Below are 17,755 nucleotides of genomic sequence, written 5' to 3'. Positions count from 1 at the left end.
TAAAAGATCAGCCCGGTTTATGCGCGCGTAAGAGATGAGTGATCGGCGACGCATTGTTATTTTGCCGGGACTGGATGGAACAGGGCGACTTCTCGTAGAGTTTGCCGAACATTTGCGAAGCCATTTTACAGTTGATGTCATCGCCTATCCAGTTGATAAGCCGAAAACGTATGACGAACTGATGTCGTATGTGCAGGAGCGGTTGCCAAGGGATGAATACATCTTGATTGGAGAATCGTTTTCCGGACCGTTAGCCATACGACTGGCGTCGCAGAATTTTCCTTCTTTAAAGGCTGTTGTTTTGGGTGCTTCGTTTGCCCGGCTTGATTTTCCGGTCAAGGGCTTGATGGACAAGTTGGTTGAGTGGGCACCCCGGCAACTTATACCGTTCGCAGTACTTAACTTCCTGCTTATGGGTGGCAGGGCAACTGAGGAGCTTCGACAAGGAGTGAAAGAAGTGCTCAAAGGAGTGCAGCCAGAGGTACTAAAAATCCGGGCGAAGGAAGCACTCAATGTCGACCTTATACAGAGTCAGTTCGAGGTAGAGCAGCCAGTACTTTATCTGCAGGCTTTGGCAGACAGGTTAATTCCTTCCAGTGCAGCAAAGCATATTGGACGTATCGCGCCGCAGACTGTCGTTCACGGCATTGATGCTCCGCATTTCCTGTTCCAGATGGAGCCTTTGGCCTGCGCCAAAGCAATTATCGAGTTTGATATCTCGCTTTCGAATTCATGAGCTGCTGCCTTGTGCCACCAAATGCCTGAAGGCGGCGACAACCTCTTCGTAGACGGCGCGCTTGAACGGTACAATCAGCTCGGGCAATTGTTCCATCGGTTTCCAGGCCCACTCGTCGAATTCGGGTGTGTGGCCGCCCGGAGGAGGATTGATCGCGATCTCGCTTTCATTACCTTCAAAGCGATAAGCAAACCACTTTTGCGTTTGGCCACGATATTTGCCCTTGAGCGCAACGCCCATGAGATGTGGGGGCAGATCATAGTTGATCCAGTTTGGCGCTTCGGCGAGCAGGGATACCGACTTCATGCCGGTTTCTTCGTAAAGTTCACGCAGCGCAGCCGGTTCAGGATTCTCTCCCGCATCGATGCCACCCTGCGGCATTTGCCAAAGCTGCGTCTGTCCATCCATTTCATCATTGGGAATGACGATGCGATGCCCGGCCCATACAAGTCCATCCTTGTTAAGCACCATGATGCCGACACAAGGCCGATAAGGCAGGGACTGCGGATCTACAGGCTTCTTGTTCTTGCTCATGAGAATGCTCCGGTACGTATTGTTGGAGGGTGCTAGCCCTTCTGAGGGTCGCGGACAAGCGCTGATATAGGGACGATTTCTATTCCGCGTGCCTTGGCTTCATTAGCCCAGGAGGTGACCGCCTCGACAGTCACATCGAATGCCGAGCCGGTCGCGATTGCCGTACCTTTGGCACGGGCAATACGCTCCAGTTCGTCGAGCTTTTTCAGAATGCTACCGCGTTCTTGCGTTGCGTCGATCATAAGATCGCCTGCTGCATAGGGAGTGCCTTGCTGACTGGCGATTGCATCGGCCTGACTGCGCGCCGAGGTACCATCATCAAGATAGAGCAGCCCGCGGCGCGTAATCTCCTGCATGAGCGGCGTCATTGCAGCAATCTCCGAGGTGAAGCGAGCGCCCATATAATTCATCACGCCAGTATAGTTGGTGATGCGTCCCATGGTCTTATGCAGGTTTTCAATCGTAGTTGCCGGATTTGCATTCACGGTAAGCGTGTTGCGGCCAGGGTTGACCCGCGGATAATCAAAAGGTTCGAGCGGTATCTGCAGGAGTATCTCGTGGCCTTCCTGTCTGCCTGCCTGCATCCAGCGGCCAAGGCTGTTTCCCTCCGGCGAGAAGGCAAGTGTCACTTCGGGCGGCAAAATCCGTATGGCGTTTTGAGACCCGGTTTGCGACAGGCCAAGCCCGCCGATGACAATGGCGACACGTGCGCCGCGCGCACCGGACCATGGTCTTGCATAGGCATCAAGTGGGCGGCGCCCATCCGGTGCGATGACGGGCAGAGGCCCTTGGGGTGACTGCTCCAGCAAGTCCGGCTCCGGCAGGTGCGCAGTTCGGGGGTCTTGTGATCGTCTTGTAGGGTCACCGACCACGATGACCTTCGGTCCGCTTGCGGTATCGCTGGCAATATTACCCGGTAGCTGATTCTGGCTGTGCGTCGGCTGGGCCGAAGTAATCGGCTCCGGAGCAGCAATTTGAGCTGTTACCGGCGCGGACGGAACTGCGACAGGCCGTCTAAAACCTTGATGGCTCGTATATGAAATTACCGACGAGGCCACCAGCATGGCGACAACAACGGTCGAGGGCAATATCCATCGCCCTGTAATTTTGTTGCCCGCTCTGACGTTCGGCCGTTTGCTGTTTTGCCCCAGCGGCCTGTTCAGTTCTGAATTCACGCGTGTCGGCCGGAAAAAGGGAGGAAGAGCTGGCGGCAAATGCCGCGCGAGGTGGGAAAAATGGCCGGACTATTCAAAGAAAGTCCGGCCACTTGTACCACATTAGTTTGGGACGCCCTTTTTGGGGTCAGCAGGGAATGCCGCATTGGCCTGCTCACCGCGAAGAAGCTTCATTGCCTGAATGAGCTGCAGGTCATCCTTTGGTTCCGGCGGAACATATGGAATGGAGCCGGAACCGTCAGCGTCCTCAAGGGCACCCTTGATGTGGCCCTTCAAGCTCGATTCGCTCATTGGCTCAACCTTGCCTTGCAACTCTTCAGGCAATGGCTGCTCAACCGTAATATCCGGTATGATGCCTTTGCCCTGAATGGACTTGCCGGCAGGCGTGTAATAGAGCGCTGTTGTAAGACGCAGCGCGCCATTCTCGCCAAGCGGGATAATCGTCTGAACAGAACCCTTGCCGAATGAACGCGTACCGAGGATCGTACCACGGCGATGATCCTGCAGGGCACCAGCAACAATCTCGGATGCACTGGCCGAACCGCCATTGATCAGAACGATCAGCGGCTTCCCGTCAGTCAGATCGCCCGCACGGGCGTCAAACCGGGTAATGTCCTGAGGATCGCGGCCACGCGTGGAAACGACTTCACCCTTATCGAGAAAGGCGTCCGAAACGGCCACTGCCTGATCTAGAAGACCACCTGGGTTAAGACGAAGATCGAGAACAAAGCCCTTTAGCTTGTCCTTCGGAATCTTGGTCTGGATATCCTTGATGGCTTTCTGCAAATCATCGAATGTCTGCTCTGTGAACGAGATTACGCGCACATAACCTATGTCATTTTCGACACGGGACTTTACAGCCTGAACCTTTACGACGTTCCGCACGATGGTCAACACGATCGGCTTGTCCGCGCCCTGACGAATAAGTGTCAGTTCGATCGGCGTATTGATCTCACCGCGCATCTTGTCGACAGCATCGGTCAGTGTCAGTCCACGAACCTCAACGCCATCAATCTTGGAAATGTAATCGCCTGCGAGAACACCGGCTTTTGCGGCTGGTGTATCGTCGATTGGCGCGATTACCTTCACCAGCTCGTTTTCCATGGTGACTTCAATACCAAGACCACCGAATTCGCCCTTGGTCTGGACGCGCATGTCCTGTGCCTGCTCGGCATTCATGTAGGACGAATGCGGATCAAGCGAAGTCAGCATGCCGTTAATGGCATTCTCGACAAGCTTCTTGTCATCCGGCGGCGTGACGTATTGAGCGCGCACGCGCTCGAAAATATCACCAAAAATTGATAGCTGCTTATAGGTATCGTTGCCCGCAGCCTCTGCAGCGGTAGTGGGCAGAGCACCCTGCACGACGACCATTGCCGTAGCGCCCATCAGTGCTCCAGCCATGAGAAGCGACAGTCTACGTATCATTTGCGGTCCTTCCAGCAAGCCGATCCGCCCACCATGGAGCGGGATTAACAGGTTTTGTATCTTTTCGGAACTCAATGTAAAGCATTGGAGCTCCATTTCCCATCGGCATAGGTGCACTGCTCGCAATAAGTTGTTCGTTCATTACACCGACCGGTTCTCCCGCCAGAACAAACTGGTTCTGCGAGACGTTGATTCTAGACATCCCTGCCAAAACGACATGATAGCCATTGCCGGCATCAAGTATCAAGAGTTGACCATAAGAACGGAATGCGCCCGCATAAAGGACAACCGCATCTGTTGGTGCAGTTATTGTCGCTCCGGCATTGGTTTCCAATGTGTCGCCCTGGAGAACGCCGCCCAACCCATCATTGTCGCCAAAGTGTTTGACAAGCTTACCCGCGGCAGGCATCGCCAGACGACCGCGAAGGGAGGCAAAGTTTACCTGCGCAACGAGGCGGTTTTGATTGGCGGCAAATTCGTCGGCACGTTTACGGCTGGCTTCGAGTTTCTGTTGCTCCTCGCTACTGGCTTCGTTCGCGGCCTTTTGCACCTCTGCCATATCCTTTTCCATGGAAGCGATCAGACCCTGCAACGATGTGGCACGCTTGGCGAGATCCTCGGCTCGCTGCTTTTCAGCAGCCAATGTTTCCTCGGATGTCGTTTGCAATTTCTGCTTTTCAGCCAACAGAAGATCGAGCCGCTTCTTTTCTTCGGCCTGACTGGACAATGCAGTCGTCAGTCGCGCCTGTTCTTCGGAGATCGACGTCTTGATTTTGGTCAGTTCCTTGAGATCGGCGATCAGAACCTCGGTCTGTTGGCGCATTTCAGGGACAACTGCACCCAGTAATACTGCACTGCGTACGGACGCCAAGGCATCATCAGGACGTACCAGAAGAGCGGGTGGAGGATTGAGACCCATACGTTGCAATGCAGCCAGTACTTCCGCCAAGGCACCGCGTCGCTGGCGCAAGACCAACCTTACTCCGTCTTCGCGTTCCCGCAGGCCCGTCAATCGGTCGGTGAAGCTGCTTATGTCTTCGCTCAGTTTCTTTTCTGTCTTGGCCGACTGGATCAGGGCCGCAGTAATCGTCGTCTGATCTTTCTTGAGACCCGAGATTTCCTTGTCCAGGGATGCTACTTTTTCTACCGAAAGTGAAATCTGATTTGTCAGTTCCTGCAGTTCTTTGGCAGTCTCGGCGCGCTTTGCTTCCACGGAGGCTTGGTCGGGTGGCGTAGCGATTGTCTGAGCGTTAGCAACCGGACTCAAGGCTATCATTGACGCAAGAATGACTGCTCCGGAAATGTTCTTGCCCGAACCGATAAATGCTCTGGTTAGCTCAAGTTTCATTACCTGTCCGGAATCAATGCGTTATTTGATGCGACTCTAGAAAGCTCCGCTTAATGAAGCATTAACCATGATCGGCCCGCATCGGAAGCTCTTTATTCTAGTAGTAATAGGGATGGCGGAATTACGGCACCCGCTCCTGTTGGTCGGATGAAGTCATATGAAGAGGGATGGAAATCGTTTCAACGTATCTATACATAGCGAATTATCGTATCGAATATGAGCTGGTTCTGCCGCCAGCTTGCTACCGGTACTTCTTTGATGGTTTCCTGATATGATCGAACTGACAATCATTGTTCCTGTGCATAACGAGGCTGGCAATATTGGCTTGCTTGTCAAAGAGATCAGTGCCGCTTTTGCAAATGGTCCATCACATGAAGTTATTGTGGTAGACGACGGTTCGACGGACAATTCAGCCGCTGAAGCCTTGAGCGCGGATGAGAAAGTTCGTGTGTTGCGCCATGAAAAGCGCACAGGCAAATCACGTGCATTGCTCAGTGGTTTTCAGGCAGCAAATGGCCGATGGATTGCAACACTGGATGGTGATGGCCAGAACGATCCTGCCGATATCGTAAAGCTCTGGAACCGTATAGAAACTTCGCCGCCGGTTCTTTTTGCCGGCGTGCGGAAACGCCGGAACGATGGTGTCGTTAAACTGCTGACCTCACGCTTTGCCAATTTCGTTCGCAAGCGGCTTCTTAAGGATGATTGCAGGGATGCGGGTTGCGGTTTCAAGATCATGCCAGCTGCAGCCGCCCGGGATTTCCCTTATTTCGATAATATGCATCGCTTCATCCCGGCTCTTTCGCGCCGGGCCGGATTACCTGTCATAGAAGTGGATATCGAAGACCGGCCCAGGCTCGCGGGCATTTCGAAGTATGGTTTTTTCGATCGCGCAGCCGTGGCATTTCTGGATACTGTGGGCGTATTCTGGCTTATTCGTCGTTACTCTGATCCGGTACAGGTGACCGAGATGAAAAGCGCTGAAAACTGAAGGTTCTCAACTCTTTGCTAAAATTCCTGACGGGGGCAGATACGCGCGTCACGGGACTGGCAGGCAAGGCATCTGCAGGTAATCGAGCGAGAAGTCCCTCTGTGGGAGGATTATTGTCTTGCCAAACAAGAACGATATCCGTTGTAGAGCCTTGTTCGGGAGGCCAATGCAAAAGAACCGAGATATTCGCCGCATCATCCTGACGATTTGAGATGATTGTCGCTGGAGCCGGATTCTGGGCACGAATAGCACCGCTGACGGCATCATATGGGAACGTAAATCGCGGGGTGCCAAACAGCGCAACGCCGGCAAAGCCCAGTGGAGCGAGAACGAACATGCAGGCGGACAGAAACAGGAGATTCCGCGCTCCCAATACTTGCGGAAGGTATAGCGCCAGCAATATCGCAGTGGGGGCTAAAATAGGCGCCATGTAACGTTGGGCAACCGAATGGTAGTCAGCAACCAAAACCAGCAGTGCAAAAGCTCCCATACCGATCAATATGGTGCGCAGGAGCAATTTGCGAACATCTTCATCGCCATCAGCCACCGGGCGCGGGTGATCGCGTGTCCTCCCGATGACGTAAACGATAAAGGCCAGTCCGGCCCAAAGAACGGCAGAAACCACAAGGCTGGTAAAACCATCGATGCCTATATGGGGCAGATCGATAACGTCGAGATACTCAACCGGTTGATTCAGTTTCTCCATCCGCCCTGCGGTGGCCGCCAGCGGAGCCTTGATTGATGCCATGACGACGGGTGTGAAGGCCGTAACGAAAATCGCAATCGATATCCAGATTGACCGGCTGAAAAGCTGACGACGGATTGATGGTGTGAGGGTTGCGGCAACGAGGAAGCTGATCAGGAATATAAAGAAGTTGTATTTGGCGAGCGCACCTACAGCCGCCCAAATCCCAAACCAGACATAGGCAATATTCCCTTTACCAGATCTTATCAGTGCCAGCGCATGGATTATCCCAATCGAGGCAGCGACGACAAGTACGGTGTGTGCAGTTGTTTGGATAGACATCCATACGATCTGCGGCAGAAAAGCCGACGCCATCAGTGCCAGAACGCCTGCGCGGTCGCCGCCAAGACGCCTTGCCGTGTCGAAGACAAGCCAGTGATAAAGGCCAAGCAGTGAGAGACGAACAAGTGCCAGTGAAAGCACCCAGTTCCAACCGGTCAGTTCAAGCGCTGACCGCACCAGCCAATTATATAAAGGTGGATGTGAATTGCCGTATATCCAGGAAAAGTCCACGGCCCCAACGAACTGTGCTTCATCAATCTCCATGAAGCGCGAAAGCAACAAGCGTAGGGCAAGGACAAGAATAATGTAGACTGCAATTATTCGAGGCGCGCGGCGCGCGAACCACGCCCAATTTATTTCCGGCCCATCAAGTGAGGCCAAGTTAAATTTCCGCCAAGTCACCCAAAACCCCACCGCTCGCTTTCAAGGTGGACTACTACGATAGACGGGTCGGTGCAATCCCAACGCGGCCTTTACAACCTTAATTATATGTTAGGATGAAACGACAAAACCGTCAGCATAAGCTGACGGCCGTCTGGTAGATTGGTTTATGCGCGGCGTATGATACTCGCGATCAACGACACCAGAAGAAGTGCCAGGAACACATAGAATATAATCTGGGCAATACCAGCAGAAGCGCCGGCAATACCACCGAAACCCAGGGCACCTGCGACAAGCGCGATGATCAGAAAAACCACTGCATAATAAAGCATTTTTATCTCCCTTTATTGTTGAAACAGAAACGAAACAAAGTTCGTTTGGTTCCCGCAAAGATCAGGGATGTGTTACGCCGATCTATGCTTTTGTCTTGCTGCTTTCCTTAAAGAACAAAGCCTGGGTGATAAGCGCTTTTACCATGTCCGGATTAAATGGCTTCGTGACCAGGAAGGTCGGCTCAGGCCGCTCGCCCGTCAGCAGGCGCTCCGGAAATGCTGTAATGAAGATGACTGGAACAGCATCCTGGCTAAGGATGTTATTGACAGCGTCAATGCCTGAACTGCCATCGGCCAACTGGATATCCGCCAGTATCATGCTTGGCTGTGTCTCGGAGTAAAGCTTTAATGCTTCATCTTTGGTGCGGGCAATGCCAACTACCCGGTGACCCAGACTCTCAACCATGTGTTCGATATCCATGGCGATCAAAGGCTCGTCCTCGATAATCAGGATATCCGTGGCAATCTGCTTGGAAATGCCAACTGACGCTTCATCGAGCAGTGCATACAGTTCGTCATCGGAAATTTCGAGAATTTCCATGGTTTCCGTTTGACTGAAACCTTCAAGGCTGATGAGCAGGAATGCCTGACGCGCCCGTGGTGCGATCGAAGTCAGATTCGCTGCAGCGTGTTTTTCCCAACCGTATTCAGACTGCATTTCCAGAGGTCGCACATTGACCGAGTTGAAATGTTTGACCAGCAATTTATAGAGACTTACCCGGTCTGAACCCGTATCGGGAAACAGGGAGACGTCAGCTATCAGGATTTCGAGGGTTGCCGCTACATAAGCGTCGCCTGAAGATTGTGAGCCAGTGATGGCACGGGCGAAACGGCGGAGATAAGGCAGGTGGGGGGCTATCCGGGTGGATAATGACATTCTAGTGCGTTCCCTGTTAAGGCGATATTGGTCAGAATATATAGAGAGTTCCGTCCTACAACACTTTCGAGAAAAAAAAGTTCCAGCCTACGGAACTTTTTCTTTTTTCGGGCATTATCGAAATTAATGTGCCTAAGAACTTCGCGTCGACATACCAGCAAAGATCAAGCAATGAACGCAAAAATTAATTCATCCTCCGCGCCAGCCAAGGCGCGTGTTCTTCGCCGCGATGCAAAAAATGCTGAAACGGAAATTGGGTTGAAGCTTCGCGCACTTTATGCGGCGGTGCAGGAAGAAGAGATACCGGCAAGGTTTCTCGATCTTCTGGAAAAGCTGGATGAGGCTGAACGCCTGCATTCGCGATCCTCGAAGTAAGCGGGCCCTTGAATGGTACATGAATCAAAGGACTTCAAAAGAAATCTGATTGCCTCGCTTCCGAAGCTGAGAGCTTTCGCGGTTTCCTTGATCGGTAATCCTGACCGGGCGGACGATCTGGTGCAGGATACAATCATGAAAGCTTGGGCCAAGCAGGACTCGTTCGAGCTTGGCACAAACATAAAGGCGTGGCTTTTCACAATCCTGCGCAATGAGTTTTATAGCCAGATGCGCAAGCGTGGGCGCGAGGTACAGGATTCCGATGGGATTTTCACCGAACAATTGTCTGTACACCCCGCTCAATACGGTTCACTTGATTTGCAGGATTTCCGTAAAGCGCTGGAAAAACTTCCCGATGATCAGCGTGAGGCCATCATTCTTGTAGGCGCCTCCGGGTTTTCCTATGAGGAAGCCGCGGACATATGCGGCTGTGCTGTAGGAACGATCAAGAGCCGTGTCAGCCGCGCCAGAACCCGCCTGCAGGAACTTCTCGAGATTCAGGGAGAGGTCGACTACGGCCCGGATGCGATCGCTACACAGGTTACATCAAACAAGTTCGCCTGATGAATCGTCCTTGCTGGAAAGCCTGTTGAGCAAAGAATCGCTGCCAACTGTAGCGACAGCCTGCACAATCTGGCTTTTTCCATAGGGCTTTCCGACGACAGGTATGCCCGCGAACTCGGTAATACCACTCAAATCTGCATCATAGGCGCTGGTAAACACGAGAGGTATTTTGCGGGCTTGAAGCTTTGATGCAGCTTTAAGCGAGGAAACGCCACGCGCTTCCACTTCAAGTATAGCAAGATCGCATGTTTGATTGCTGTTTATCCAGTCGAGCAGCTGGTCGATTGTAGAAACAACATGCACGGACTTTACACCGCATTCTTCCGCGATTCGCTCCAGCTCCAGTCCGATCAAGTATTCATCTTCGAGTACCAAAAGACGTTTGCCGGCCAGTTCCATAATTCCATCACTCCATTTGGCGGTGGTTATGGGACTGCTTGGGTGAGCTGTCATTTAACTAAGACATATCGTTTGCGAAGAAACCGCATGTGAATTTCTGCGGGCATGCTAATTTGCACGCGGCTACAACTGGATAAAAAAATGAAAAGCAAGCCGGCGTTGACAGTAAGACAGTACCCTTGTGAAAGATGCCCTTTACAGGATTATCCGCATTTTCAGCCGCATGAGAAAGAGGAAGTTGAGTTCCTGTCCGGTTTCAAGATGGGCGAACTCGTCGCTGATGTCGGTAGTACCGTACTTGGTGAAGGCACCAGCAGCGCCCATCTTTTCACGGTTCTCTCGGGCTGGGCGTTCCGGTACAAAACATTGGAAGACGGCCGGCGGCAGATTCTGAACTATGTGCTGCCGGGCGATCTTATCGGGCTGCAAGGCTCGGTAATGAAAGAAATGCAGCACTCTGTCGAAGCTTTATCGCCGATGGTCTTGTGCATGTTTCAGCGAGATAAATTGCCGAACCTTTTCCGTAGTTTTCCGAGCATTGCCTATGACATTACCTGGCTAGCATCACGCGAAGAACAGATGCTCGACGAGATATTGTTGAGTGTTGGCCGCCGGTCTGCGCTTGAGCGGGCCGCCTATCTGTTTGCATTCATTTATCAACGGGCAAAATCAGTCGGAATGGTGAAGAATGACAAGTTGATAGTGCCCCTGCGGCAACAGCACGTTGCCGACACGCTCGGACTATCAATTGTTCATACAAACAAGACTTTGAAAAAACTTGCTGCAAGGGGGGCGTTACGCTGGCTGGACCGCGGCTGCGAAGTTCTTAGCCACCAAATGCTTTTGGATATTTCCAGATGGCAGGGTCTTCCTGCTGCACCCCGTCCCTATATTTGACGGGTGATTATGCCTTTATAGCGTTGCAGCACCGGTTTCGGGCTTTTCGGCATTCAGCCTGTCCAAAGCGAGTTCTATGTCACGCAAGTTTCTTGTAACGCCATCATCCGGGTCCATTCCACCCTCGGTCGCTGCCCGTTGCAGGCCTCGTGCCTCAGCGAGAAGTTCTTCCAATCTTGCAACTTTTTGGACTTTGCTAAGACTTTCGTCCGATAGAATGTCGTTGGCTTCGAGCATTTCGTCCTCCATATGGTTGCTGATTGAGAACGAACGGAATGATTAAATGTTCCGTTAGAGGAACAATGGCAAGGTGGCCGCGTTGAAGTCGTGGGATTTATAACTTAGTGGAGTAAGGGCACCTTAAAACAGGTCGTCATGTGGGATATGAAGTTAAACGATATTTCCGAAAACACTTTATTGTTCCTGACAGAAACATCACGCCGGGAAGCTCTTTCCACGCTCCGGCTGATCGGGAAAGATGATAGCGACCTGAGAAATCTCACTGATCTTGCATTGTCTGTTTTTAACGTCGATGGCGTGAGGGTGGCTCTGGTCGATAGCGACCACAGTCTGGCTCTTTCGTCGGCAGGTTCCATGGCTGATGTTGATATATGGGCGATCGAAGCACATGCGATTGCCCAAATAGACAAGAGGTGCCTTGTAGCTCTCAATGCCGCTGAGGATGTGAGATTTGCTGAAGTTACAGCCGTTGCAAGGAAGCCTGGCATAAAGTTTTTGGCCATTGCGCCGGTTTACGTTGGCGAAGAGCGTGTTGGCGCATTGAGCATTTTGTCGTTGGCTCCGCTTGCCGAATTCGGCATTGAGCAGGAAGAGAAGTTGATACAGCTCGCCTCTCTTGCCGGATCTCTGATCCAACTGAAGCGCAATTCCCGCCTTGACCAGACCGCAGTGGAAAAACTTCATCAGGACGAAGACCGCAACGCCATGGCGTTGGAGGTAGGTAATGTTGGCAGTTGGGTTTGGGATCTGAAGAGCGGTATATTTACCGGTAACAAGATGGCCTATTCCATGCTGGGCCTGAGCGAGGAAAATCCTGTCACGGGTGAGGATGTGTTCCGGGCCATGCATCCGGATGACTTTCCAATGATGAAGTCATCGATTACGCGTGCATTGGCTCATAATCAGGATTATGCGGGTGAGTTTCGCGCTGCATCCTCCGGTCAATGGCTGCTGGGAAGAGGTCGCGTTTTTGAACGAGACGAAACGGGGCGGCCTGCAATTGCAGTCGGTGTGAACATCAATATTACAGCGACAAAGAACGCGGCTGAGAAAACGCGGCTTTTGCTTAGAGAACTTAATCATCGCGTGAAAAACACTCTGGCCATGCTGCAGTCGCTTGCACGGCAAACTTTGAACCGGACATCTGATCCTGCCGAGTTCATGGAAGCATTTTCCGGCCGGTTAAGGGCAATTTCCGAAGCACACACGCTTCTCTCTGACCGCGAATGGAGCGGTATAAGCCTTGTTGACCTTATCACGCGGCAGGTCGAACCCTATGCAATTTATGATGCGGCTCAAATGGTGCTCGTCGGCGAAGATATAGTCTTGCCCCCTGATCATGCATTAGGTCTTGGCATAGCGTTGCATGAGCTTGCAACGAATGCGGCCAAACATGGCGCATTCTCGGTTGCGGGAGGTCAAGTGCGGGTGTCCTGGGAGATTGAGCCAGGACTCGACGGATCGCGTGTGGTCATCCATTGGGTAGAAGCGGGCGGCCCACCGGTGGCGGCGCGTGAAACGCGCGGACTTGGCGAGCGTCTGATCGAACGCAGCCTGGATAAGGTAATATCCAGTAGCGTCAGGTTAAGTTATCCTGAAAGCGGCGTGGAGGCTATAATCTCCATGCCGATCAAGGATAACTCAATCCCCGAGTTCCTCTGAAGAACGGCGGCGTCTGCGTCGTCCCGCTTTAGGTTTTTTCCCCAGCATGGACAGGCCGCCAAAGGCGATAACCGGGAGCGCCAGCATCAACAGCGAACGTGAACGCAAAAGCATGGGGGCGGCAGCAACTGCAGCGATGGCCAGAAGGGCGGATGTATCGGTTTTCGCCTTATCACGCTGACGCTTGCGGATGATAGCGTCGGATATTTTCATGATGACGTAGAGGATAAGCGCCAAGGCAATAGCACCGCCGCCAATATAAAGGGCTGCCCGCAATTCACCGTAACGGTCCGAAAGAGCGATATAGGCCGCGACCAGCAAAAAAATGGCACCGATAGTACCGAGCACACCGATTACGCTCAGGAAGATTGCACTACGCTTTACGCGATTCACTGCAAGACCAACCTCGCCAGCGGCGAGGCTAGTCAATAAAGGAGTAAGCAGTTTCAGCATGATCAGCGACGGGAAATCAGAGCGAGAAGAAAGCCGACTCCCGCTGCTACCGCTATAGATGTCAACGGTTTATCACGGATCGTTTCAGTCAGCTGATCCTCTACGTCCAATGCCTGCGATTTCAAGTCTTCAAAAACTTCCTCACCGCGCACCTTGGCGGTTTCGAAAGAATTGGCAGCGCTGGCGCGGGCTCCCTTTGTCGAGTTCTTGCCAATCTTTGCCAGCGTGGCAGCGATGCTGGCAATATCATCCTTCAGAGCTGCAACCTGTGCCTGCAAATCAGGATTTGTCTCCGTAGCATCATCGACTGCTTTTCGAACTTTTGAGGAAACTGAGGCCATGCGATAACTCCTTGGAAAATTGATGCATATGATTTCGAAACGTCGCTGGAAACTATTTGTTCCATGCGAAAACGGCCACCGCAAGTTGCGGTGACCAAACACTTTTTAAAAGACCTATGTTTCTGCTATTCGGCAGTGCCACGTAGCAGGATTTTCTCGCTGTCAGCCTTGTAGGCTTCTGCCGTATAGGCCGGTTGGGCTTCCAGATCTTTCTTGGTAAAAGGCGTAAAAACCGAAATCTTGCCGCTATCGTCGGCAAGCAGGTCGAGATTCTCAATTGACACTGCGATTGGTTTTTTACCGAGTCCGAGGAATCCGCCCACATCCACGACAAATGCTTCAATCTGGCCGTCCGGGGTCATTAGTGCATCACCGACGCTGCCGAGTGTTTCGTCTTCAGGTCCATAAACCGTTGAGCCGATCAATTTATCGGCGCTCATTGCGCTTGAGGGAACTGCCTTGAGTGCACTTCGAAGCTCGGCAGCAGGCTTCTCTGCTTGGGGTTCAGTTTGATTGGCGACGGGTGGTTCGGGGGCCTTTGCCGGGTCTGAAGCGCCATCAGTCAGCAGTACTGAACGATCATAAGCCGGGGCTTTGTCCAATTCTTCCCTGGTTGTAGCGATGACGAGCCAACGTTTCTTGTCGGGCTTCTCGGTCCAGGATAACTGATCCAGCCCAACGGCTACTTCCTTTTCGCCCACACCAAGAAAGCCGCCGACACCAACGATTGCAGCTTCTGCACGCCCTTCAGGGTTGAGCACGACATCTTTAACCTCTCCGATGGATGCAGCATCGTCTTTCGAACTGTTATAGACGGACTGGCCGATCAAGCCGCTGGCCAATACCTGCCCGGGCGCTGCAACAAGATATCGATCCTGTACAGGAGAAGCCATGATTGGCTGGCCAAAGATGTCGGAGCCCTCCTGCGCGGCAGCAGCCGTGCAGAGAATGACCACTATAGCTGAAGTGGAAAGAAGTTTTTTCAACATTTATGTTCCTTTTTGCCCGGACGGCACAACGCCGGTTAAATAGTTGGCGCGCATGTAAGAGGCTGAATTCAAAAGGCTTTATGAAAGATAGCCCATCAACCAGAGAATAATGATTATTGGTAGCGGCAGGCCAATAAGCCAAAGTAAAACGCCACGAAGCATAGGTTCAAACTCCTTTTCTTCGGTATCAGATGCGGCCCATAAGCAGCAGTACTACCAGTACCACCAGTACGATCCCGAGTAGCCCCGATGGTCCGTAGCCCCAGTTTCGAGCATGGGGCCAGCTTGGAAAGACACCTATGAGTGCAAGAATGAGAATGATGACAAGGATCGTTGTTAACGGCATGTTCCAAGCCTCCGGTTGTTGTTGTCGGATAATAAACACCGCGACAGTGTTTTTCGTTCCAAATCATCAACTTGCATGAATGTGTGAGAAGTGCCGCATTCCATGCAACCAATTTGCTTCGTCGGCGTTGCAGTGGCGGGTTTATATGGAGAGGCACTTTATGCAATTCGGGTTAGGGGTTTTCGATGCCTTCTGAGGATTTCAGCGGGCGGTCGCCACGTGCTGTGGAACGTGTGACGCGGAAATCTGTCTATGCGCCAGCCGTAGTTGAGGCAGATACGCGGACCCAGTTTCCACCTGTTATTGTCGCTATAGCTATTGTTGCCGCACTTTATTTTGCCAGTGACGTTTTCGTGCCATTGGCATTGGCGTTGCTTTTGACATTTGCCTTGTCGCCGTTGGTCACCCGCTTGCACCGTAATCGCGTGCCCAAAGGCATAGCGGTTATCAGTGTCGTCGTAACGGCATTTCTGGTAATTGCGATGTTTGTCGGCATTGTTGTCAGCCAGCTAACTGTCCTGGCACAGAACCTTCCAAGCTATCAGTACAATATCGAAGCAAAAATACGCACGGTTAAAGACGCGCAGTCGGGTAACAGCATCTTTGATCGCGGCGCCCGCATGTTCAAAAGATTCAACGAAGAGATCGGGCGTTCTGACGAAGTAGAGCGATTCCAGGTGGACAATGCGCCTGATAATCCGGATCAAGCCCGGAAACAGCCAGAAAATGTTGATGCACAAAATCCGGCAGACGGAACCCAGTTGAAAACACAGGATCCCAACAAGCCTGTGCCGGTGGAAATACGTTATCCTCCGCCCGATCCGCTGAGCCTTTTGCAAACATTTGCCGGTCCATTGATCCAGCCCTTGGCTACGATTGGCATTGTCATTGTCGTCGTGATCTTCATGCTGATGCGGAGGGAAGACCTTCGCGACCGATTTATAAAACTGGTCGGGGCAAGTGATATTCACCGGACGACGACAGCGCTGCACGATGCCGGGAAACGCGTCGGACAATATCTGCTGATGCAGCTCATCATCAATATCAGCTTTGGCGTGCCGATAGGTATCGGGCTCTGGCTGATAGGCATTCCCAATCCAATGCTGTGGGGCATGCTGGCAATTATCTTGCGGTTTGTGCCTTATATCGGTCCGATCATCGCCGCGTTCTTCCCGTTGATGCTGTCGCTGGCGGTTGATCCGGGTTGGATGCTGCTGTTCTGGACCGCCTCCCTGTTCATCGTGCTTGAACTCATCAGCAACAATATTATGGAGCCGCTGCTCTATGGATCAAAGACCGGGCTTTCTCCGGTAGCGATCCTCATGGCTGCAATCGTTTGGACATGGATATGGGGTCCTATCGGTCTTATTCTATCCACGCCGCTGACTGTGTGCCTTGTTGTGCTCGGGCGGCATGTTCCGAAATTCGAGTTTCTTGACGTTCTGCTTGGCAATGAGCCCGTTCTTCTGCCGCCGCAGCAACTTTATCAAAGGCTGCTGTCGGGCGATCCCGACGAAGCAACAGAGAAAGCGGAGGAATATCTCCAGTCCAACTCAGTCATGGAGTACTTCTCCTCGGTTGCAGTTCCTGCGCTTCTGTTGGCGGAACACGACCGGGGGCGGGGAGTTCTCGACGCGCCGCGACGTAACCGTGTTGCACAAAGTATGGTGTTTCTGGTCGAGAACCTGTCTGATTATCACGATGCTCTGGATGAAGAGGACGAGGCAGAAGAACAAGTTTCCAAACCGGAAAAGAAGCCGCTCAAGAAGGCGGAATCTGCCAAACCGAAGACAATCATATCAGCTGGCGGGCGTGGTAATCTGGATGATGCAGCAGCAGTTATTATTGGAGATATTCTTGAGCGTAACGAGTTCGAAGTTCATGACATTACCCATGACGAACTGGAAGCTGCCAATATTGCCAAACTCGAACTTACAGGCGTAAGTGCTATCTGCATAAGCTATCTGAACACGTCATCCATCGCACATGCTCGATATCTGATACGGCGGATAAGACGCCGTAACACGCGCATAAAAATCATTATCGGGTTTTGGGGCGACGACGCTGAAAATGTCGATGGAGAGAAGATTGTCGGCTCGACCCGCAACTGTATTTTCGCATCTTCAATCGAGAACGCGATACAGGAAATATGCTCCTGAGAGGTCGCTTTCTGTATTTCTTTTTCGCGCAGGATTTAAGCGGAACCAAGATATGGTTGCGGCGTTTCCCACAAGCCGATCGAGCCTTTTGATTGGTAACGTAAGACCCGGTGCCTGTTCCCCCGTGGGCGCCGGGTCGGTTTTTGTGTGAGTATTTATCTTTATATTTCAACTATTTAATTAATATGCTCATTGGGAACCAACCTGAAAACTGTTCGTTTATAGATTGTAAATTCAAAGTTTCAGGAGTTCCTATCATGGGTAGTACAAGTGACAAGATTTCCGGTGCGGCCAATAAAGCAGCCGGCAATGTTAAGCAGGCGGCAGGCAAGGCAACGGGTTCAAAGAAGCTGGAAGCCGAAGGCAAGGTGCAGGAACTGAAGGGTGACGCTCAGACAGCCAAGGGCAAGGCAAAAGATGCCGTCAAGAAGGTTGTAGACAAGGCTTAATACCTTTGTGGGCAAATAGTTTAACCGGTCCGCTTTCGGGCCGGTTGCTTTT

Annotated in this window: 21 protein-coding genes; 8 read left to right on the top strand and 13 right to left on the bottom strand. The window is 52.1% G+C overall.

Going from position 1 to position 17,755, the window contains the following annotated elements:
• Nucleotides 1–34: 34 nt before the first annotated feature.
• The gene (locus ABKW30_RS02035; protein ID WP_348596355.1) at nt 35–736 is read left to right on the top strand and encodes a hypothetical protein; all 702 of its coding nucleotides are present in this window, start codon (nt 35–37) and stop codon (nt 734–736) included.
• Here ABKW30_RS02035 and ABKW30_RS02030 read toward each other — a convergent pair.
• The 4 genes from ABKW30_RS02030 to ABKW30_RS02015 all read right to left on the bottom strand — a co-directional run bounded on the left by ABKW30_RS02030 (nt 731) and on the right by ABKW30_RS02015 (nt 5,221).
• Nucleotides 731–1,270, bottom strand: a complete 540-nt coding sequence (locus ABKW30_RS02030) for an RNA pyrophosphohydrolase (RefSeq protein WP_348596354.1) — start codon at nt 1,268–1,270, stop codon at nt 731–733. The genes ABKW30_RS02035 and ABKW30_RS02030 overlap by 6 nt on opposite strands.
• A 32-nt stretch (nt 1,271–1,302) precedes the next feature.
• Nucleotides 1,303–2,358 carry a divergent polysaccharide deacetylase family protein gene (locus tag ABKW30_RS02025; RefSeq protein WP_348596353.1) on the bottom strand — a complete coding sequence of 352 codons (1,056 nt, stop codon included), beginning with the start codon at nt 2,356–2,358 and terminating at the stop codon, nt 1,303–1,305.
• A 189-nt stretch (nt 2,359–2,547) separates the two neighbouring features.
• Nucleotides 2,548–3,873 (bottom strand): S41 family peptidase, encoded by a 1,326-nt coding sequence (locus tag ABKW30_RS02020; RefSeq protein WP_348596352.1) that lies wholly within the window; start codon nt 3,871–3,873, stop codon nt 2,548–2,550.
• A complete protein-coding gene (locus ABKW30_RS02015) occupies nt 3,863–5,221 on the bottom strand; it encodes a murein hydrolase activator EnvC (RefSeq protein ID WP_348596351.1) in 1,359 nt (452 codons plus the stop codon). Before ABKW30_RS02015 ends, ABKW30_RS02020 begins: the two co-directional genes overlap by 11 nt.
• 271 nt (nt 5,222–5,492) lie before the next feature.
• Here ABKW30_RS02015 and ABKW30_RS02010 point away from each other — a divergent pair, with 271 nt between their 5' ends.
• Nucleotides 5,493–6,212: a glycosyltransferase family 2 protein gene (locus ABKW30_RS02010; protein WP_348596350.1), complete on the top strand. Its 720-nt coding sequence runs from the start codon at nt 5,493–5,495 to the stop codon at nt 6,210–6,212.
• Here the strand turns inward: ABKW30_RS02010 and ABKW30_RS02005 are convergent.
• The 3 genes from ABKW30_RS02005 to ABKW30_RS01995 form a co-directional block, all read right to left on the bottom strand.
• Nucleotides 6,154–7,620, bottom strand: coding sequence for a glycosyltransferase family 39 protein (locus ABKW30_RS02005; protein ID WP_348596349.1), 1,467 nt, complete (start codon nt 7,618–7,620; stop codon nt 6,154–6,156). The genes ABKW30_RS02010 and ABKW30_RS02005 overlap by 59 nt on opposite strands.
• Nucleotides 7,621–7,787: 167 nt before the next feature.
• Complete coding sequence (locus tag ABKW30_RS02000) at nt 7,788–7,952, bottom strand: DUF1328 domain-containing protein (RefSeq protein ID WP_348596348.1); 165 nt, start codon at nt 7,950–7,952, stop codon at nt 7,788–7,790.
• A gap of 82 nt (nt 7,953–8,034) precedes the next feature.
• Nucleotides 8,035–8,829: a response regulator gene (locus ABKW30_RS01995; RefSeq protein WP_348596347.1), complete on the bottom strand. Its 795-nt coding sequence runs from the start codon at nt 8,827–8,829 to the stop codon at nt 8,035–8,037.
• 171 nt (nt 8,830–9,000) lie between these two features.
• Here ABKW30_RS01995 and ABKW30_RS01990 point away from each other — a divergent pair, with 171 nt between their 5' ends.
• A complete protein-coding gene (locus ABKW30_RS01990) occupies nt 9,001–9,204 on the top strand; it encodes a NepR family anti-sigma factor (protein ID WP_348596346.1) in 204 nt (67 codons plus the stop codon).
• 12 nt (nt 9,205–9,216) lie between these two features.
• Nucleotides 9,217–9,768, top strand: coding sequence for an RNA polymerase sigma factor (locus ABKW30_RS01985; RefSeq protein ID WP_348596345.1), 552 nt, complete (start codon nt 9,217–9,219; stop codon nt 9,766–9,768).
• Here the strand turns inward: ABKW30_RS01985 and ABKW30_RS01980 are convergent.
• Nucleotides 9,751–10,167: a hypothetical protein gene (locus ABKW30_RS01980; protein ID WP_348596344.1), complete on the bottom strand. Its 417-nt coding sequence runs from the start codon at nt 10,165–10,167 to the stop codon at nt 9,751–9,753. The two genes, ABKW30_RS01985 and ABKW30_RS01980, sit on opposite strands and share 18 nt — an antisense overlap.
• A 141-nt stretch (nt 10,168–10,308) precedes the next feature.
• On the opposite strand from ABKW30_RS01980, the gene ABKW30_RS01975 reads away from it, so the two are divergent.
• Nucleotides 10,309–11,064 carry a Crp/Fnr family transcriptional regulator gene (locus ABKW30_RS01975; protein WP_348596343.1) on the top strand — a complete coding sequence of 252 codons (756 nt, stop codon included), beginning with the start codon at nt 10,309–10,311 and terminating at the stop codon, nt 11,062–11,064.
• 15 nt (nt 11,065–11,079) lie between these two features.
• Here ABKW30_RS01975 and ABKW30_RS01970 read toward each other — a convergent pair whose 3' ends face one another.
• Nucleotides 11,080–11,301, bottom strand: a complete 222-nt coding sequence (locus ABKW30_RS01970; RefSeq protein WP_348596342.1) for a hypothetical protein — start codon at nt 11,299–11,301, stop codon at nt 11,080–11,082.
• A gap of 138 nt (nt 11,302–11,439) precedes the next feature.
• On the opposite strand from ABKW30_RS01970, the gene ABKW30_RS01965 reads away from it, so the two are divergent.
• The gene (locus ABKW30_RS01965) at nt 11,440–12,966 is read left to right on the top strand and encodes an HWE histidine kinase domain-containing protein (protein ID WP_348596341.1); all 1,527 of its coding nucleotides are present in this window, start codon (nt 11,440–11,442) and stop codon (nt 12,964–12,966) included.
• Here ABKW30_RS01965 and ABKW30_RS01960 read toward each other — a convergent pair.
• The 4 genes from ABKW30_RS01960 to ABKW30_RS01945 all read right to left on the bottom strand — a co-directional run bounded on the left by ABKW30_RS01960 (nt 12,946) and on the right by ABKW30_RS01945 (nt 15,095).
• Nucleotides 12,946–13,419, bottom strand: coding sequence for a hypothetical protein (locus ABKW30_RS01960; protein WP_348596340.1), 474 nt, complete (start codon nt 13,417–13,419; stop codon nt 12,946–12,948). The genes ABKW30_RS01965 and ABKW30_RS01960 overlap by 21 nt on opposite strands.
• Before the next feature lie 2 nt (nt 13,420–13,421).
• Nucleotides 13,422–13,760, bottom strand: a complete 339-nt coding sequence (locus ABKW30_RS01955; protein WP_348596339.1) for a DNA gyrase subunit B — start codon at nt 13,758–13,760, stop codon at nt 13,422–13,424.
• Between the two features lie 125 nt (nt 13,761–13,885).
• Nucleotides 13,886–14,749: a PRC-barrel domain-containing protein gene (locus ABKW30_RS01950; RefSeq protein ID WP_348596338.1), complete on the bottom strand. Its 864-nt coding sequence runs from the start codon at nt 14,747–14,749 to the stop codon at nt 13,886–13,888.
• A 187-nt stretch (nt 14,750–14,936) separates the two neighbouring features.
• The gene (locus tag ABKW30_RS01945) at nt 14,937–15,095 is read right to left on the bottom strand and encodes a DUF3309 family protein (protein WP_008121950.1); all 159 of its coding nucleotides are present in this window, start codon (nt 15,093–15,095) and stop codon (nt 14,937–14,939) included.
• A 185-nt stretch (nt 15,096–15,280) separates the two neighbouring features.
• Between ABKW30_RS01945 and ABKW30_RS01940 the strand changes: the two genes are divergently transcribed.
• Both ABKW30_RS01940 and ABKW30_RS01935 read left to right on the top strand, forming a co-directional pair.
• Nucleotides 15,281–17,254, top strand: coding sequence for an AI-2E family transporter (locus ABKW30_RS01940; protein WP_348596337.1), 1,974 nt, complete (start codon nt 15,281–15,283; stop codon nt 17,252–17,254).
• A 257-nt stretch (nt 17,255–17,511) separates the two neighbouring features.
• Nucleotides 17,512–17,703 (top strand): CsbD family protein, encoded by a 192-nt coding sequence (locus ABKW30_RS01935; RefSeq protein WP_348596336.1) that lies wholly within the window; start codon nt 17,512–17,514, stop codon nt 17,701–17,703.
• The last annotated feature ends 52 nt before the right edge of the window (nt 17,704–17,755 follow it).

Source organism: Phyllobacterium sp. SB3 (assembly GCF_040009165.1).
Taxonomy (GTDB): domain Bacteria; phylum Pseudomonadota; class Alphaproteobacteria; order Rhizobiales; family Rhizobiaceae; genus Phyllobacterium.
Note: the sequence above shows the minus strand (reverse complement) of the source record. Positions and strands in the feature narration are given on the sequence as shown.

Coding starts and splice junctions, on each gene's coding strand:
- ABKW30_RS02035 (WP_348596355.1), top strand. CDS start 35: ATGAGTGATCGGCGACGCATTGTTATTTTGCCGGGACTGGATGGAACA.
- ABKW30_RS02030 (WP_348596354.1), bottom strand. CDS start 1,270: ATGAGCAAGAACAAGAAGCCTGTAGATCCGCAGTCCCTGCCTTATCGG.
- ABKW30_RS02020 (WP_348596352.1), bottom strand. CDS start 3,873: ATGATACGTAGACTGTCGCTTCTCATGGCTGGAGCACTGATGGGCGCT.
- ABKW30_RS02015 (WP_348596351.1), bottom strand. CDS start 5,221: ATGAAACTTGAGCTAACCAGAGCATTTATCGGTTCGGGCAAGAACATT.
- ABKW30_RS02010 (WP_348596350.1), top strand. CDS start 5,493: ATGATCGAACTGACAATCATTGTTCCTGTGCATAACGAGGCTGGCAAT.
- ABKW30_RS02000 (WP_348596348.1), bottom strand. CDS start 7,952: ATGCTTTATTATGCAGTGGTTTTTCTGATCATCGCGCTTGTCGCAGGT.
- ABKW30_RS01995 (WP_348596347.1), bottom strand. CDS start 8,829: ATGTCATTATCCACCCGGATAGCCCCCCACCTGCCTTATCTCCGCCGT.
- ABKW30_RS01990 (WP_348596346.1), top strand. CDS start 9,001: ATGAACGCAAAAATTAATTCATCCTCCGCGCCAGCCAAGGCGCGTGTT.
- ABKW30_RS01985 (WP_348596345.1), top strand. CDS start 9,217: ATGGTACATGAATCAAAGGACTTCAAAAGAAATCTGATTGCCTCGCTT.
- ABKW30_RS01980 (WP_348596344.1), bottom strand. CDS start 10,167: ATGGAACTGGCCGGCAAACGTCTTTTGGTACTCGAAGATGAATACTTG.
- ABKW30_RS01975 (WP_348596343.1), top strand. CDS start 10,309: ATGAAAAGCAAGCCGGCGTTGACAGTAAGACAGTACCCTTGTGAAAGA.
- ABKW30_RS01970 (WP_348596342.1), bottom strand. CDS start 11,301: ATGCTCGAAGCCAACGACATTCTATCGGACGAAAGTCTTAGCAAAGTC.
- ABKW30_RS01965 (WP_348596341.1), top strand. CDS start 11,440: ATGTGGGATATGAAGTTAAACGATATTTCCGAAAACACTTTATTGTTC.
- ABKW30_RS01960 (WP_348596340.1), bottom strand. CDS start 13,419: ATGCTGAAACTGCTTACTCCTTTATTGACTAGCCTCGCCGCTGGCGAG.
- ABKW30_RS01955 (WP_348596339.1), bottom strand. CDS start 13,760: ATGGCCTCAGTTTCCTCAAAAGTTCGAAAAGCAGTCGATGATGCTACG.
- ABKW30_RS01950 (WP_348596338.1), bottom strand. CDS start 14,749: ATGTTGAAAAAACTTCTTTCCACTTCAGCTATAGTGGTCATTCTCTGC.
- ABKW30_RS01945 (WP_008121950.1), bottom strand. CDS start 15,095: ATGCCGTTAACAACGATCCTTGTCATCATTCTCATTCTTGCACTCATA.
- ABKW30_RS01940 (WP_348596337.1), top strand. CDS start 15,281: ATGCCTTCTGAGGATTTCAGCGGGCGGTCGCCACGTGCTGTGGAACGT.
- ABKW30_RS01935 (WP_348596336.1), top strand. CDS start 17,512: ATGGGTAGTACAAGTGACAAGATTTCCGGTGCGGCCAATAAAGCAGCC.